Here is a 17365-nt window from a genome sequence, read left to right on the forward strand (position 1 = left end):
AATTTACATACCGTACGGGTATAAATGCTCGTTGTTATAGGTATTGCCTTGCAAGGTTTCACGTAATATTTTCATTGCTTGGCTGTAATGCAGTAGGGTATGCAAGCTATAACCAATGCGGTGACGGATACTTTTATCGCGGCGAGTTAGAGCGCTATGCTCCCGTTGCTTAGTCGTATCGACAGTATTGAGAATTTCTTCAACATTTCTAATAATAAGGTGATCGGGAATAGCAACCAGCTTGTTATTGGAAAAAGCATTCATGCGTAATTCAGCAATAGGATAAGCGCCGCTAATTCCATTAACCACAGACACTAGTAGTACCGGTTTATGACCAATATCGGCCGCTTGCGCCATCATCAGTAAATTTTTTAATAATGGTGAGGCTGTACCGCCCCATTCAGGGGTAATAAGTATTAAGGCATCCATGGCTTGTAATTTTGCATTAATGGCCAGCCAATCACTATCATCATGTTGTTTACTTATCTCTTCACCATCCCATAGGGGCAGACGTTGTTGGCATAATTCAATATGGCTAACAGCACTAAAGTGACTACTACAGTCGACTAGATATTTAGCAACTTTAGCGCTTTGTGATTGCGTGCGTTGACTGGCACTGATAATAACTAAATTCATGGCAATTCAGCCCCTGTATTAAGTAAAGTTTTTTATTTATATAATAAAGTAAACACTTTACTAAAGAAGATCAAGTAAAATATAAACAAAAAACTTTACTAAAGCTGTCGCTAGACGATGAAATCGTGCTGAAAATGGGTAATAATAGCGATATACCTACCTGTCGGCCGGAGATCTAATGAAGACTCATGAAAAAATAATTCAGCTATTAAAGACCGAAGGGCCTTTAACGGCAAAAATACTGGCGAGCGAATTAGGTCTTACCACCATGGGAATTCGCCAGCATGTACAAGGATTAGAAGACTCAGGCGATGTGATTTTTAAAGATAAAAAAGCGGCTCGGGGCAGACCGACTCGCTATTGGTCATTAACCGATAAAGGCAATAGTCGTTTTGCCGATCGCCATGATGAATTAACGGTGCAGTTACTTGACTCAGTGATTAGCATCTTTGGTGACGACGGCATGGAAAAACTAATCAGCCATAGAGAAGAAACAGCGATGGCAAACTATAGATTAGCCCTTGCCGATCGTTTTGGCGTTGAAGAAAAGTTAAATACCTTAGCTAAACTGCGCAGTGATGAAGGTTATATGGCGACGGTAGAACAGCATGACGGCGTTTTTTGGTTAATGGAAAACCATTGCCCTATTTGTGCGGCGGCCAGTAAGTGTTTAAGTTTCTGTCGTTCGGAATTGCAAATGTTTCAGGCGTTAATGAGTGAGGTCGCTACCGTTAGTCGCGAAGAACATATTATTGATGGTGCTAGGCGCTGTGCCTATAAGGTAACTCCTGTTTAGTAGCAATAAACCTTGTCGCCGTAAACCTTAATGAATTCGTCAAAAGTACTCATTGATAGTCATCAACTCCGTGCCTTTTACTTTTCATTGAAGCATACAGTTTAAAGCTTTCAGCAACTTGTATCTAAATGATATTTAGTGAGTATTATTTAAGCACATTCATTACAGATGGTTACCTTGACGTTAATGCAGAAATAATTATAACCAGTAGCCGCAGCAACATTGTTTGCTCCTAGGGTGAGTTGATGTATTTTTAAAGTATTAGTGTCGAAAGTGTATGTGTAAACAGGTGGTTTAGTTTTTCGCCCGTGGTTAAATCACGGAAATTTTGATTGGTGCTGCTACTTTCTAGGCCAGCAAATTCGGGCTGCCAAGCGCCTACTTTTTAGAAAATTAAGGTGCTGGGTAATACTAAGGGCGATATTATAAAAAATGCCACTGTTGTTGAGCATGACAGTGGCATTTTAATTTATGATATGCAGTAGGTATTACTGAACCGTTAAACTTGAACTACTACTTTTACCACCATAATTACAGGTGATAGTTGTACTGCCCGCTTTATTCAGGGCGGTTACCGTTTGAGTGCTGCCGTCATTGCCAGCAATAATAGCTAAGCTGATATCAATTGAGCTGAAACTGGCTAAGCCAGTGACAAATTTTTCTGCTTGCTCAATACCATCAATGGCAGTTCTTGCGGAACATAAATAACTTTGTGAGTTACCTTTGGCTAGTATTGTCGATGGGGCAGGTTGAATACTTACCGATAATACTTCTTCGTTGCTTACCGTCACAGTAACAGGCGTTGCCGTTAAACCTTGGTAATTTGCATTTATCGTTGTTGAACCGATTTTTTTAGCTAAAGCAATGCCGTCTTTTTTACCAATAGACACTAATTTGTTGTCACTACTTGACCAATTACTGGCATTGTTTTTGGTTAATTCAGACGTACAACCATCAGACCATAATCCATAAAGGTTATACTGTATTGTTGTATTCAAACTGATTGTTGCATTGACGGGGCGAATATAGATGCTCTCAGATTTAGTTTCTCCACAGCTTGCAATAACAGTTAGGTTAGTCGAAGCACTTACGCCATTAAATGTTGCCTGTATTGTTGTTACGCCAGCTGATATACCTGAAGCTAAGCCGATATATGTTTTATTATCGATAGCAGCAATTGTTATATCAGCACTCTGCCAACTTGCTTCTTTAGTAATATCTACCTCGGAGCCATCGCTATATTGTGCTTTTGCCTGATATTGTAGTGTTGAGCCAAGTGAGATGTTTTCATCTAAAGGCGTAATACTGATCGAGTCTAATGTCGCTGATAACACCACTAAATTAGCGGTAGCACTTTGATTGTGGTAATTAGCTTGGACTACTGCGTTGCCACTGGTTATACCTTCGACAGTAACTAATGTTTCTTCTTGATAAATTATCGAAAGTTCGGCCGTTCCGGTCGCGCTTTTAAGTACGTCTTTAGTGACATTCTCAGTGGTCCCATCGGATAATGTCGCGATAACGGTATAATCTACTGTCGAGTGAACCGCCATCTCATGATAACTCGGCGTAATGGTTAGGTCTGTTGCTACGGCATCTGTAACGGTAATCTCTTGACTGTCTGACTTACCTTCAAAAGATATATTTATATCAGTTATACCAGTATTAACACCATAAACTAGGCCTATAGCCGTCACGACAATGGCAGGTTCATCACTTTTCCAAGTGGCATCTTTGGTGATTTTAACGACACTTTCATCACTATAAGTCGCAAATGCGCTGTAATGTTTAGTGGTCCCTTTCGGGAAGTTGGCATTGTCTTCAATAACAATTTCGATTGATAATAAGGTTACCGAATTAACGGTAATATCAGCGGTATTGCTGGTTATTCCTTGGTAAATAGCGCTGATAGTAGTGCTGCCAGCGCTAACGGCTAAGGCATAACCGGCCTGCTCCCCTACAGGTATTATATTAACTATATCGGAGTCTTGAGCTGCCCACACTGCTTGGCTGGTAATATCTTTAGTGGTGTTGTCTTCATAATAAAGTGTTGCGGTATAGTCACCACTAGTACCTTGTGGCACAGCAATATTTGCTGGCGAAATAACAAGTGTTGGGGGTGTTGGTGCAGGAGCTGAAACATGTAAAAATTCTCTTTCACTGATCATGCCTTGGTAGGTAGCGGTAAGCTCACCATCACCAATGCCAACGGCCGTCATTGAGTTATTTTCATCAAACGTAGCAATGGCTAAGTTTTTACTTTGAATCTGTGTAACAGCGGTAACATCCTTACTTGAATAATCATCATAAATAGCATGGACAAAATACTGTGTCGTTTCTCCTACTTTATAGCTTTTATTGTTAGGTGTAATTTGTACGTTATCAAGCGTTTTTCCTGCAACAGTAATCGTTGCATTATTGCTCGTGACATTGTCTAACACGGCGGTAATATTGGCTGTGCCTGTCGCTAAAGCATGGGCAAAGCCAGCATTGTCACCCGTTGTAATAATGCTCACCACATTGCCGTTATCAGATAGCCAAGTGGCTTGGCTGGTAATCTCAGCAGTTGTGTCGTTGGAGTAATAGGCAACAGCAGTAAACTGCTCTTGAGTACCAACTGCTACAGTGGCAAGGGCTGGCGTTATTAGGATAGAGGTAATTACTACAGGGGTTATTACTTTCGGCGCCACCTCCAATATTGCAGTATTACTGACTATATCACCTACTCGGGCAGTAATATTCGTTGAACCCTCATTGAGACCAGTTGCCCATGCGGACGTTGGACCGGTAATTTGAATGGTGGCAACATCGATATTTGAACTTTGCCATAGACCATTGCTTGGTAAATTATGTAATGAACCATCACTGTATTTGCAAATGGCGTTATAGCTGACTTGGTCACCGATATCGATAGCGCTGTTTACCGGGTTTATGTAAATGTTGGTTAATACCGCGGGGGTAACTGTTGCTATAGTTGTAGTCGATAATCCGGAAAAAATAGCGGTTATTTCACTTACACCAATTTTTTCTGCACTGGCTATACCTGCACGTGGACCGCTGGCATTTATTTGCACCACGTCAGGTTTGCTTGAAATCCAAGTTGTACTTTCGGTAACATTGGCAGCATAACCATCGGTGTAATAAACCGTCGCAACAAAATTACCAACAGTGCCAAGCGGTTTATTTGGATTGGTGGGGGTTATTTGTAAAACATTAGCAATAGCGCCTGTAATGGTTAAGGAGGCCGTAGCATTCAAACCTTGATAGCTACCAGTTATGGTGGTTTGCCATTCTTGATAAGTTGTCGCGAGACCTTCACTATCAATCGTCACTGCCTGCGGTTCCGCAGAGGTCCAATCACTTACTAGAGTAACGTCTCGGCTGGTACTATCTGAAAATATAGCGAACAGATGATATTGTTGCGTTAAGCCAGCAGCAATAGTTTTAACAACAGGTGTTATATTGACACTTGATAATACTGCAGTAGTCACAGTGACAATACTGGCGGCTAGCTCACCTTCAAAACTTGCCGTAATCGTTACAATGCCCTCGCTAATACCCAGTACACTACCTGCGTCTGCATAAGTATTATCTACTGAAGCGATATCACCATCATCGACACTCCAAGTAGCTAATTCGGTAATATCTTTAGTTATACCATCAGTATAAAAGGCTCTCGCTTCTAAGTGAGCTTTATGACCGACAGGGATACTTTGAACCGTAGGCTCAATAGTAATGTATGCAAGTAATCCCTCAGAAACGGATAATGAAGCAGTGGTTTGCATACCATTATAAGTAGCGGTAATCGTTACCGCACTGGTCGAGTTGATATGAGCACTTGCTAACGCAGTGGCGTCAATAGAGGCAATACTTGGTTTACTACTTTGATAACTAGCAAAATTTGTTAGCTCATGATTAGTGCTATCGGAAAAAACACCAAATAGTTGATATTGTTGTGTAGTGCCAGCTGGCACTACAACCTGAGTTGGCGTTAGAGATAATGACTCTAAGACTGCAGGTGACACAGTAATTATTGTACTGCTACTTTGTCCTTTATAGCTTGCTGTTAATTGAGTCGTGCCTTGAGATAACGCTTTGGCGTAACCCGAAAATTCACCATTAGGAATAACGGCAGCGATAGTGTAGTTATCAACTAGCCAATTAGCGCTATGAGTAACATCGACAGTCGTATTATCTGAGTAATAAGCGATAGCGGTAAACTGACCTTCAATGCCGACGGGCACACTAGGGTCTAATGGCGATATTTGTAATTTTGTCACCACGGCGTTGCTAACGGTTAATGAGGTAGATTTTATTATGCCGTCAAAACTAATAGTAATAGCCGTGGTTCCAACTGAAAATGCAGTCGCTTGACCTGATTTGGCACCAACAAAGTCAATAACTGCCACCTCTGGTTCGCTACTTGACCAAGCGCCAAATTGGGTAATATTACGCTTACTACCATCGGAGTAGAAAGCAAAAGCTTGATAATTAATGGCTGTGCCAACTGGCGTAGAGGCATCTTGCGGACTTAGGCTAATTGCCTTTATTTCTGCTGTGGTTACTTCAACATTGGTACTATCGCTAATCGAAAATAAAGTTGCGCTAATAGTGGTTTTTCCAGGTGATAAGGCAATGCTATCGCCAGCGAAAATACCTGAGCCGACAATACTGCCAATACTGGTATCCGCTACTTGCCATGAAACTTTACGCGTTACGTCTATGACGCTACCATCTGAAAAATAAGCCGCTGCATGATAAACCCCAATTTTACCGACAGGAAATTTACCATTCTCTGGACTAATAACTAAGCTGCTAAGCACGGCATTATTAACAGATAAAGCGGCATTATTACTCAAGGTAATGCCATTATGAACAATAGATGCTTGTACTTGAGTATCACCGGTAGTGTTAGCTGTTAACCATGCATTACTATCAATATTTGCGATCGCCGTATCGGCAACAGTCCAAGTAGAGCTAGCGGTTACATCAATTACTTCGTTATCAGTAGTGGTTAAATAAGCATTATATTGTTGACTAGTACCGGCAGGAAGTGTGGAGTGAGCCGGGGTGATAACCAATGCTTCTGGTGTGGTGTTTATCACAGTAAGCTTGGCAAAAATGCTATTGCCATTATAGGTTGCAGAGATAGTGTCTAGCCCGCTAGTAAGGCCGGTAACTTCAACATTCACACCATCGGCGCTTAGGCTAGCAATGATAGGGTTAGTTGATGCCCAAGTTACTTGCTTAGTAATTTCTATTTGCATGCCACTGGGTAAAATAGCGAATGCTTTATAAGACTGAACCATACCCGTTAGGATACTGGCTTCAATCGGATTAATACTAAAAGTAATCGCGCCTACTGACAGTTGGGCGCTAGCATTCATGTCGCGATATTGACCAGTAATAACAGCGATACCATTAGCAACACCAGTAGCAACAACAGTACTACCATCGACAGCAATGGTGGCAATGCTTTCATTATCAACCGCCCAAGTGACTCGATCGCTAATATCAAGGGCACTACCATCGGTTAAGGTGGCAATAGCTTGATAATTTTGCAAACCAGCAATTAATACTGCTGACTTATTGGGTGTGATGGTAAATTCACTGACACACAAGTTATCGGCGTCACCACAATCTGCTGTTGGAAAACCAGAATGACTGCCTTCACTACAAGCAGTTAATAGCAAAAGTAATAACGATGAAAGAAGGTGTTTAGTTGTCGATAAAAATTTCATAATTATTGCTCCTGCATGACTTTAACAAAGGATTTAGGTAGCAATACCTTCACATTACGGTTTAAGTGTCTGTGCTCTTCAGTAGCATTGTCTGCTACCGGATATTGTTCACCAAAATAATCAGTGGTTATTTGTTCCTTATTAACGCCAGCAGCTATCAGGTAATTGGCTATGCTATCAACGCGCCGCTTAGAAAGCGCTAAGTTGTAGGCACTGCTGCCTTTATTGTCAGAGTAACCGTGCAAAAGCACCTGAGTTTGACGGTATTTGGTTAAGCGATTAATAACCACGTTTAATGAGTCGGTCAGTAATAAGTTGCTCTTATCAAAATCAAATAATAAGGGAAAGGTGACTTCTTCAAGTTCTACTGGAGCGAGTTTTACTACTGTCTTTGTGACTATCTTGGTTCTGCTGCGGCCAAATTGATAACTAATACCTAATGTGGTTAAGTGGGCATTGCTGCCACCAATAGTATCGTCACCTAAATTATTAAAGTATTGATATTCAAAGCGCGCTTGCCAAGCATCGGTTAACTGATAAGTTACGCCAGCGCCAACGGTTATAGACCAATCATCTGCGTTAGTTTTATTAAAAGGGCCCCTATTGCTACCATGCCAATTAAATACTCCCGCCTTAGTAAAAGCGGTAATATTATCAGTGAGGTAAAGTGAGCCAATGGCAGAAAGCTCTAAACCTTTCATGCTACCGGTGTGTTGATAGGCATTACCATTTTCTAAATAGCTTGCTTTGGCATCACCTAAATCGATATAGGCAGCTTCTAAGGCAAAATTGTCATTAAATTGATAACCGGTAAATACACCAGCAGCAAAGCTATTTTTATCACAATCTAGGCTCCAAGACTCACAACCATGTTGGTAGTGGTTGACGCCTAGTTTGCCGCCCAAATAGAAATAAGCGCTAGGAAATTCACCCACAACTGCCAGCTCCTTAGCATTTGTGTTTACTGTTGAGTTATCAGCTTCTGCCGCGGTTGCACTGTAAGAGAGAGATAAGCCTAAAGGAAATAGCAGTAGTGCTAACGAAGATTTTAGTTTAAGTGCTTTTAGAAAGGTAAACATTTTATCACATCCATGATGTTTAAATAAAAACATTGATGGATAGGGATTATACAGAAGTCATAAGCTAATAAAAGTATTGGATTAGAGTTTAATTGATTGTATTTGCTTTGAATTTATAGTGGAAACAGGCACCTGAATTCGTGTTTTTTGCTTCGATAGAACCATGGATTTTTTGGTTAATTAAGTTAAAGACAATAGACATACCTAAACCTACGCCACCTTGTTTACGCGCTGTGGTAAAGAAAGGTTCAAAAATATGTTGTTGTACTTTTTTAGATAAACCACGACCATTGTCACTGTATATAACGTCGACCTCACCCGTAGCGAGCTGTTTAATCTCAATAGTGATTTTATTTTCTTGAAAGGCATTATCTACCTCAACATTGTGCTTGTTAGCAAAACCATGCTTAACACTGTTACTGATTAAATTAGTCAAAATTTGTGCATGGATGCCAGGGTAGGTTGCCAAAATTATTTTGTCTTGACACTCTATGGTAAGGCTAACCTTTTTTGGCTTAAGGATAGACTGTAAGGTTGAAATTACTTTTTGATAATATTTATTAATATCAATCGTTTCAATTTCTAATTGCTGCTGATCAGCAGCAGTTTTTTTAAAATTCTCAATTAATTTTTTAGCCCGGTTTAAACTATCTCCTTGCATCGCTATGGCACTTGCTGAAGTTTTACGGAAGTGTTCCATATCCTTCATAGTTAGGCTTTTAGTCGCCAGTTTATCTTGTAATTTATTAAATTCATCCGCCAAAATACTGTGGGTAGTTATGGCGATACCTAGAGGCGTATTTACTTCATGCGTAACACCGGCAACTAAGTTACCTAAAGCAGACATTTTTTCTGAGGCGACTAACTGTTGCTGTGTTACTTGTAACTTTTTTACTGTTTCGGATAGCTCTAAGGTGCGCGTAGCTATTTTATTCTCAAGGGATTGTTCATAATCAAGGCGCTCAAGTTCGGCGGCAATTCGACCTGAGAATAATTGAAATAGCGCTGATGTTTCTTTTTTCTTTTTATGCTCAGTTTTGAATAAAGCAACAATTATGCCGATCACTTGCTGTTTTGAATCAAGGAGAGGTGTACCTAAATAGGCTTGAATTTTCATATCAAGCAATAACTGGTCTTTAGGGTAATACTTGCAAATATCTTTAGGATAGAAGCATACCGAGTTATCGGCGACATTCGCGCAAGGGGTGTTTTCTAGGGAATACTCAAAGTTATCGACAACTTTGCTTTTGGCAACGAACACCGCTGTTTTACAGCTATGGGCTTGTGAATCTAACCGAGCAATAAAGGTGTAGTCAGCAGCAATCACTTTATTGAGCGCTAAGGTTACCTTAGTAAAAAATTCATTGCCATAACTGTTTGATACGGCCTCAATAACTTCTTGAATGTGAGTTAACATAGATACTCCAAAGTGCCACCATAACTTAACTATGGCATAAGCCCTTTTATTTTTCATAAGTTACCTTTACCTCTGTAGCGAAATAAAAACAACTTACTGATAAATGATATTATTGGCCTTATGTGCAAGTTTTAGTGAAAACCACTCGCATTTACTTATGTTTTAGTTAATGATAGAAAATGGGTATTACTCTAGGGATCATTATGGTGCATTATAAGTATTTACATAGACGTTCATTTGTTCGAGATGGCTTGTGGTTACTGGCAATAAATGCTCTGTTTTTTGTTTTTTTTGCTCATTATGATGTATTAGAAATGCTGGTAAATTTAGTAAAAGAGTATGAGCATTTAGAGCTTGATGAGCTTTTACCCTTGGGGGTAACGTTAACTTTTAGTTTAGTCATTTTTATCTACCGTCGACTACAAGAGTTGGGACATGTGACCCAAGCATTTGAAGAACTTGCTAAGCAAGACCCCTTAACTCATGCACTAAATAGACGTGCAGGCCAAGCAATACTGCACCACCGTTTTAGCAAGGCTGAACAACAAGGTCAGGGTTTTAGCTTGTTGCAGCTAAATATTGACAATTTTAAACGTATTAATGATAACTATGGCCCAAGTGTTGGCGATGATATTTTAATAAACTTAGTTAATATCATTCAAAAGCATATCCCCAACAATGCTCGGCTTATTCATTGGCACAGTGATAGTTTTCTTGTGGTGCTACCGGCAGACTTAACGGCGCCGTTTGAATTTGCTAATAATTTACGCGAAATCATAGCTAGTCAACTGTTTACTACAGATACTATCACTTGCAGTATAGGTTTAGCTTCATGGCGAAAAGGCCTATCTTTACAGGATATTCTGCACAATGCTGAGGACGCTTTGCTTGATGCGAAAGCAGCTAACAAAAATATCGTTAAGGTAGCTTAACGGTATTTTGAAGTTACCTGAACATCAAGAGGGCTATATTTTCACCTAAGCCTTTAAAAAATTCCCTTTGGGAACCAGGGAGCTTATGCCGTGCTAAGTGGTCACTTCTTTATACGGAATGGTATTAAGATGTATATCTTGTTGCGGGAATGGAATAGTAATCTCTTCTTGTTCAAAAGCTAAATAAATTGCTTTATAAGCACTATATTTTGCCGCGTATAAATTTGTTGTTGGTATCCAAAGTCTTATACCAATAGTGATGGCGCTATCAGCAAAGCCATCAATACCGACTTGCATACGAACTTCATCAGTATAGATATCGAGTTTTGCTAAAGTGCGCTCAACGAGTTGCACCACTTCGATAGGGTTGTCTTGGTAGGAGATGCCAACAGAGAGTTTCAATAATGTATCTTTTTTTGAATTAAGCAGCACTTCACCAACAATATGTTTATTGGGAATTGTGATCTCAGCGCAATTTTCATCTTGGATGATGGTAAAAGCTAATTGTACCTCTTTTACTATGCCAGTTACCCCTTGTACTTCAATGGTATCGCCCACGACAAAAGGGCGAATAAGTATGATATTAAAGCCAGCGGCGTAATTGGCTAATAAACCTTGCATAGCTAAACCAGCACCTAATGAAATTGCCCCTATGGCAGCAATAAATGGCGTAACACTAATACCAATTTTACTTAAGGCGATGATACTTACCATGACCATCACTACCATTTTGCTGGTACTTGCGAGGAAGCGACTTAAAGTGACATCAAGTTTTTGCTTTTCACAGAGGCGCAATATTACTTTGGCAACTTTTCCAGCAACAGCATAACCCAATAAAAATATCAGCAAGGCGCCAACTAGCTGAAAACTATAGTTGGTGAAAAATTCTAAAATTATTTGGTAAAGTGCCGAGGCTTGTTCTATTTCATTGCGTAATAATTCCGCCGGTAATTCAGCGGCTTCTTGTGCTCTTTCGGCAATGCTAGTGGTAATATTTTTTGTCTTGTCGTTTGTTGCATCTGACATCTGAGTTTCCTGTGAAAATATACTTATGGGCTTATTTAGCCCTTATTTTATTTAGAAGTGATAACTCCTGGCATGATAAACTGCTATCTATCACTAAAATCTGAGTTGCTTTCGGCAATTACAGCCCATTCTTCGGTAATATTCCATTGTGCGGTAAAGCCAAGCAAAAAACATGATAAAAGCTTAGTAACAGTAAGTCGTTAGGCATAAAGTTATTTTCCGTAAAAAAATGTTATTTTATCGGCATATTTTATACTGTTATCTCTTGCACGCACAGATCAAATCTATTTTTTGCAAAGGATAAACTCTGTTTTATCTAATAAAAAAGCACCGAACATAGCGTAGGGTGCTTACCTAGAGTACAGGTACTAGCCTAACTAAACCAACAATCATTGAGCTTCAAATAGCTCCGTTAGAGTGGCCACTTGCTCTGTTAATGAGGCAACCTGTTGCTCTAACTCAGTGACTCTCTGAGCAAGTTGATTTTTATTGTCTGTGGGGGCTATTTTAACTGGATTATCGCTGAATTCAGCCAAGCTGCTTTCATCAAAATCTGATAGTAAATGCACATAGCGTGAATCACGCCTTCCTGGCTCACGTGCGAGTTTTTTCACCAGGGGTTGGCCGTTTAAATCTTGTAATTGAGTTAAGGCATCTTCAACGGCACTAACATCGGTAAAGTCAGTCAGGCGATTAGTACGCGTTCTTAACTCACCCGGCGTTTGCGGTCCTCTTAGTAACAGTACACAAATAATGGCTCTTTGCTGGGCGGTGAATTTTAAACTGCCAAATTCGGTATCACAAAAGCGATGAAAATATTTATTTACTCGGCTGGAGGCTTTGTGATCGACCATTAATTTATTCAGTTGCACCAACTCATCGACTACGTTTTGCACGTCACTTTCTGATAATGACATTACTGGTTCACGGTTGCTTTTTTGATTGCAGCCGAGCGTGATACCGTTTAATGACAGTGGGTATTGCTCTGGTGTGGTGGTTTCTTTTTCAAGCATGACGCCGATAATGCGGCATTGCTCAGCAGAGAGTGAGATCATTTTGAAGGCATCCTGATAAATTAGATGCTAATGTTATAGCAAGCAATATGCGACATTACTAGACTAATGTTGTTGATTGCTAAAAGAAAAGAGCGTGCTTGCTTGCTGATAAAAAAGCCATAGTTAAGGACGGAGCTAACTATGGCTTTTTATCGATAATATTGGCTTACGTATTACTCTATATTCGCAATCTGCTCACGCATTTGCTCAATTAATACTTTCAGCTCTACCGCGCTGGCGGTAATGTCGGAATTAATGGATTTAGAGCCTAGGGTATTGGCTTCGCGATTAAATTCTTGCATCATGAAATCTAAACGGCGACCTTGGGCGCCACCTTTATTCAAGATCTTTTTAGTTTCGCTCACATGGCTGTTTAAACGGTCAAGCTCTTCAGCGACATCCATTTTTTGGGCCAGTAATACTAGCTCTTGTTCAACACGACCTGTGTCTAGCTCAATTTTAGCATCGGTAAACTTATCGATAATGCGATTACGCTGCCATGCAATTACCTCTGGCATATAAGTTTGTACTTTATCAGCTTCGACAGATATCGCCTCAAGGCGCTGTTCAATCATGGCTTTAAGGTTTGCACCTTCACTAGCTCGGGCCTCAATAAAGTCTTTAAGTGCTTGATCAAAACCAGCCAGTAATTCTGCTTGAATAGCTGACATATCGCTTTCAGGCGCTTCCATTACCCCAGGCCAGCGCATTACTTCAAGCGGGTTAACTTGACTATTTAGCGTGTGTCCATTAATCCAGTTAGCATGCTCAATAAGTTGCAACGCGAGCTTTTCATTTAGCGCTAATTCATTTTTGTTGGCTGCATTGGCATTAAAACGTAAGTTACATTCTACCTTGCCGCGATTAAGTTGTTTGCGAAAACGCTCACGTAATACCGGCTCGATACCACGAAACTGTTCAGGTAAGCGAAAATAAGTTTCTAAAAATCGTTGGTTTACTGAGCGTATTTCCCAGACTGCATTGCCCCAGTCACCTTTTATTTCAACGCGTGAAAACGCCGTCATGCTGTAGATCATAATCTTTCCTATTAATCTGTTTTATAAGAATGAACAGGGTGGATTATGCCTGACCTTGTTATATCTAGCCAGAAATTCAGTGCTGACAAAACCCCTTTTGTCAATTAAGGGGTAAATTCCATTTGGCCAAAGTTAGCATTAAAATCGACACACCAAACACTTAGACCGGTTAAGTCATCTAAGGTTTTATTACGGGGTAATTTAATAATAAAGCTAGCATTGTCAAACACCTGCCCATTAAGTCTGTTACCTATTGAAAAAGCCCCATTGCCAGCATATAAATGCTCTGTAGCGCCGTAGATGTATACATTGGGGCCACCACCATCATAACTAAATTGCGTTATTTCAATGGTGCAGTCATCTATAATTGTCGCTTTGCCTGAGACATTGTGGGCAAAAGTATTGAAGAAACCACTATGACCAACTTTGTCATGTTCTTTACTGCAGCTTGTTACATTGTTATCACTGATCTGATTCAGTGTTAACTGAAAGTGCTCGATTGCCATTGAGGCAGGAATGAGTGTTTGGTAAACGCCACCACTTTGGCTGACGAGTTCCGCGACTTGTTGGGCAAAATCACTGGCGGAAAAGTCAATAATCAAGTTAGTGGCTAATTGGTGCGCCGATGCCGTTATTTCAATGCCATTACTACTATCACCATCACTATCTAAACTTTGTAATAGCCGCAGCAGGTTAATGACTTCAATTTGATTAATATCGGTGGTTTGAAAGAGCTCTAACGGGGTTAAATAGAGACGGGCAAGTGTGGTGGGCAGTTCAATATCACCAATTGAGAAAGTGATCATTTCATTGTCTTGAAAGTTAAATTCGCCCAGCTCATTGGTTTGGCCACTTTGGCTAACCGTTTTATAGTTTAGCCCAGTAACCGCTGAATCTAGAAATATACCAGTATAAGTGGTAACCGCAGAAGGGGGCGGATTTAAATTATTTGCTACTTCAGCAATCTTGTCATCTGAACCGCATGCGGTTAATAACAGGGCTAATATGGCAGTTAATAGTAATTTGACAGTCATATCCGGTCACCAATAATAAGTTAAATATAGAGACCGATATTGACGGTATAACTTCACAGAGATATCACAAATTGATAGTTTTTTAATATTTCTGCTAATGCTTACGCAAATAACACTGAGTTGTTAGGGCTTATTTGTCAGCGTTAACCAATGTGCTTTAATTTTATCGGCTACGCGGAAGGCATTGGCATAAATGGTAAAGGTGTAAGGTACACTACCGCCAGTAGGCATAAACGAGCCATCTGTGACATACAAGTTATCAACTTCATGGGCTCGGCAGTTCTTATTGAGCACTGATGTTTTTGGATCATGGCCAAAACGACAACCACCCGCCATTAAGTTTGTTGACGGGTAACCACTGACCGAGGAGGAAACATTTTTTGCCCCTAGGGCTGCTAGCAGTTTTTCTGCTTTTTTCGATAAGTACTCTCCGACTTCAAGGTCATGGTCATGATAACCAATGCGCACCTTGGCGACTGGATCGCCCCATTGGTCGGTAACTTCTTTATCTAAGCTGACAAAGCAGTTATCGGTGGGCAGCCAATCATTAAATACTTCAAAACGTAGGGTTTTATAGCTGGTAAATTCTGTTTTTAAACTTTGCTTGAGATCTTCACCCCAGAGTAATTGTTCATCACCCTTTTCATCTAGAGCCCATTGGGTGCCTTGTGCTCTAGCGATAGGGTTTTGGTGAAATAAAAAATCGATAGTGCCACCTTTCGCTTGGCCTTTTTTGTTGGCACCAGTAAAACTGTTGTCGTTAATTTGATACCAGTCTTGTAGTGCCCGATTAATAAAGGGACCCACTTGCTTTAAATCATTCACTTTTTGCTCGGATAAATCAGCATAAATGAAGTCACCTTGACCGGTACCACCACCACTAAAGAGTAAATTCTTGCCAACCTGACCACTATTATTGGCTAGGCCTTGAGGGAATTTTTCACCGGTTGAAGCCAGTAATAAACGCGAGGTTTCTACCGCCTGACAGGCAACCACATATATTTTGGCACTGACAGCTTTTTTACGACCGATTTTATCGTAATAATGTACGCCAGTAATTTTACCTTGTTTGTCAGTGGCAATTTTATAAACCTTGGCATTTGCTTTAATGGTGCAATTACCCGATGCCACGGCATGGTTTAGTAATGCGGCTCTGCCACTACCTTTAGCGCCAGAGGAGCAGCCATAGCTGCTGCAATAACCTGAATACTCGCAACTGCCTCTGCCCATGGCTGGTTTAGATAAAATAGCTCTAGGAACGGGAATGGCATGATAGCCAATTTCTGTCGCGGCTTTATCTATCCATGCAGACATGGGTAATTCGGCAATAGGAGGATAGGGAAAGTCGGTAGAGCGCGGCTCTTGATGTGGGTGTTTAACCACACGGCCCGATACGCCAATTTCACGCTCTACTTTTGCGTAGTAGGGTTCGAGTTCGTCATAACTAATCGGCCAATCTACGATATTGGCACCTTTTATCGCACCAAACTCCGATTTTAAGCGAAAATCTATCGGTTTTAACCGGTGAAAGTAGCCACTCATAAAATTAGATGAGCCACCAACCACAGTACCATTCCACCAACTCCAACCCGAATCACTGGTTTTTTCACCTTGCCAGAAAGGTTGGTCATTTTCATCTAGGTATTCTTCTTCAATAACATGCTGTTCATCACTCAACTTGGGGTTGTAAGCATCATGAATACTGATGGTCAGCTCATCTTTGAAAAAGTCTTTTTCCGTTAACCAAGGACCTTTTTCTAGCACTAAAACCTTGGCACCGGCTAGCGCTAATTGGTGGGCAATAGGGGAGGCGCCTGCGCCGCTACCAATGATGCAAATATCAAAACTCATGCTTTTCGGGTTCCTTGATGGGCTTTTTTACGGCTGCTTGCTAGACGTTTATTGTCGTATTGCTCTGGGCTAAGTAAATCAATGCGGGCGCGAGTAGGTAATTCAAAATAGCGTTGACCTTTTTCTGGCAAGGGAAAACCTGCTTGATGTTCTAACCATTGCCAGCCAACACCGTTAGGATTACCACCATAACTAGGGGCTGATAACATGGCTTCAAAAATGTAACCGAGTAGGGTATTTAACCAATTCTGTCCCGCGGTTGATTGGCTAATACCACGTAATAGCTGTTCTTTATCGGTAAAACTTAATTGGGCAAAGTCGGCAGATTTTTCGCTATTGGCATAAGCATTTAACCAATTAACCCCCTTGAGAATAAAATCTTTCTCATCTTGCTCGGTCGGTTGTACTGTCATCACTTGATATAAATAAGCGGTGGCCTTTATTTCTCTGGCACTTGGGCCTGTTGCTGAGCTGGGCAATAAATGATTAAGTGTGGCATCTAGAGTTAACCAGGGTTCTGTTTTTACTAAGGTGTTAACTAACTCATGCAGCGAAGTTTGTGTTTTTGCGGTGATACTAAAGCTGGATAAACTGGCTAATGCGCCCATACCCGCGGCCGATTTAAGAAAATGACGTCTATTGTGCTGTAGTTGCTTTTGTCTCTCTTTGATAAATTCAGGTGTTTGGTAATTTTTATCAAAAAAAGAACAACATGTATCTTCATTAATCACTAACTTGCTCCCCTAACCTAGGCCGATCTG

The 17365-nt window shown here is 40.6% G+C and carries 12 protein-coding genes; 2 read left to right on the forward strand and 10 right to left on the reverse strand.

What is annotated here, in order from left to right; translation table 11 throughout:
- Positions 1 to 3: 3 nt before the first annotated feature.
- Positions 4 to 636: an NAD(P)H-dependent oxidoreductase gene (locus ASU03_RS00195; protein ID WP_057829899.1), complete on the reverse strand. Its 633-nt coding sequence runs from the start codon at positions 634 to 636 to the stop codon at positions 4 to 6.
- A 178-nt stretch (positions 637 to 814) separates the two neighbouring features.
- On the opposite strand from ASU03_RS00195, the gene ASU03_RS00200 reads away from it, so the two are divergent.
- Positions 815 to 1432 carry a helix-turn-helix transcriptional regulator gene (locus ASU03_RS00200; RefSeq protein ID WP_057829900.1) on the forward strand — a complete coding sequence of 206 codons (618 nt, stop codon included), beginning with the start codon at positions 815 to 817 and terminating at the stop codon, positions 1430 to 1432.
- 488 nt (positions 1433 to 1920) lie between these two features.
- Here ASU03_RS00200 and ASU03_RS00205 read toward each other — a convergent pair whose 3' ends face one another.
- The 3 genes from ASU03_RS00205 to ASU03_RS00215 form a co-directional block, all read right to left on the reverse strand.
- The gene (locus ASU03_RS00205) at positions 1921 to 7173 is read right to left on the reverse strand and encodes a beta strand repeat-containing protein (RefSeq protein ID WP_057829901.1); all 5253 of its coding nucleotides are present in this window, start codon (positions 7171 to 7173) and stop codon (positions 1921 to 1923) included.
- A 2-nt stretch (positions 7174 to 7175) separates the two neighbouring features.
- Complete coding sequence (locus ASU03_RS00210; RefSeq protein WP_057829902.1) at positions 7176 to 8252, reverse strand: OmpA family protein; 1077 nt, start codon at positions 8250 to 8252, stop codon at positions 7176 to 7178.
- 88 nt (positions 8253 to 8340) lie between these two features.
- Positions 8341 to 9726 (reverse strand): sensor histidine kinase, encoded by a 1386-nt coding sequence (locus ASU03_RS00215; RefSeq protein ID WP_057829903.1) that lies wholly within the window; start codon positions 9724 to 9726, stop codon positions 8341 to 8343.
- A gap of 146 nt (positions 9727 to 9872) precedes the next feature.
- On the opposite strand from ASU03_RS00215, the gene ASU03_RS00220 reads away from it, so the two are divergent.
- On the forward strand, positions 9873 to 10601 hold the full coding sequence (locus tag ASU03_RS00220) for a GGDEF domain-containing protein (protein ID WP_057829904.1): 729 nt from the start codon (positions 9873 to 9875) through the stop codon (positions 10599 to 10601).
- Positions 10602 to 10694: 93 nt separating this feature from the next.
- On the opposite strand, the gene ASU03_RS00225 is transcribed toward ASU03_RS00220, so the two are convergent.
- From ASU03_RS00225 to ASU03_RS00250, 6 genes are all read right to left on the reverse strand, one after another.
- On the reverse strand, positions 10695 to 11627 hold the full coding sequence (locus ASU03_RS00225) for a mechanosensitive ion channel family protein (RefSeq protein ID WP_082627073.1): 933 nt from the start codon (positions 11625 to 11627) through the stop codon (positions 10695 to 10697).
- Positions 11628 to 12016: 389 nt separating this feature from the next.
- The gene (locus tag ASU03_RS00230) at positions 12017 to 12682 is read right to left on the reverse strand and encodes a YceH family protein (RefSeq protein ID WP_057829905.1); all 666 of its coding nucleotides are present in this window, start codon (positions 12680 to 12682) and stop codon (positions 12017 to 12019) included.
- Between the two features lie 173 nt (positions 12683 to 12855).
- Positions 12856 to 13719 (reverse strand): YicC/YloC family endoribonuclease, encoded by an 864-nt coding sequence (locus ASU03_RS00235; protein ID WP_057829906.1) that lies wholly within the window; start codon positions 13717 to 13719, stop codon positions 12856 to 12858.
- Positions 13720 to 13823: 104 nt separating this feature from the next.
- A complete protein-coding gene (locus tag ASU03_RS00240) occupies positions 13824 to 14753 on the reverse strand; it encodes a DM13 domain-containing protein (RefSeq protein ID WP_057829907.1) in 930 nt (309 codons plus the stop codon).
- A 123-nt stretch (positions 14754 to 14876) separates the two neighbouring features.
- Complete coding sequence (locus tag ASU03_RS00245; RefSeq protein ID WP_057829908.1) at positions 14877 to 16604, reverse strand: GMC family oxidoreductase; 1728 nt, start codon at positions 16602 to 16604, stop codon at positions 14877 to 14879.
- A complete protein-coding gene (locus tag ASU03_RS00250) occupies positions 16601 to 17335 on the reverse strand; it encodes a gluconate 2-dehydrogenase subunit 3 family protein (RefSeq protein ID WP_057829909.1) in 735 nt (244 codons plus the stop codon). Before ASU03_RS00250 ends, ASU03_RS00245 begins: the two co-directional genes overlap by 4 nt.
- Positions 17336 to 17365 lie beyond the last annotated feature (30 nt).

Source organism: Colwellia sp. TT2012 (genome assembly GCF_001440345.1).
In the GTDB taxonomy this organism is placed as follows: Bacteria; Pseudomonadota; Gammaproteobacteria; order Enterobacterales; family Alteromonadaceae; genus Colwellia.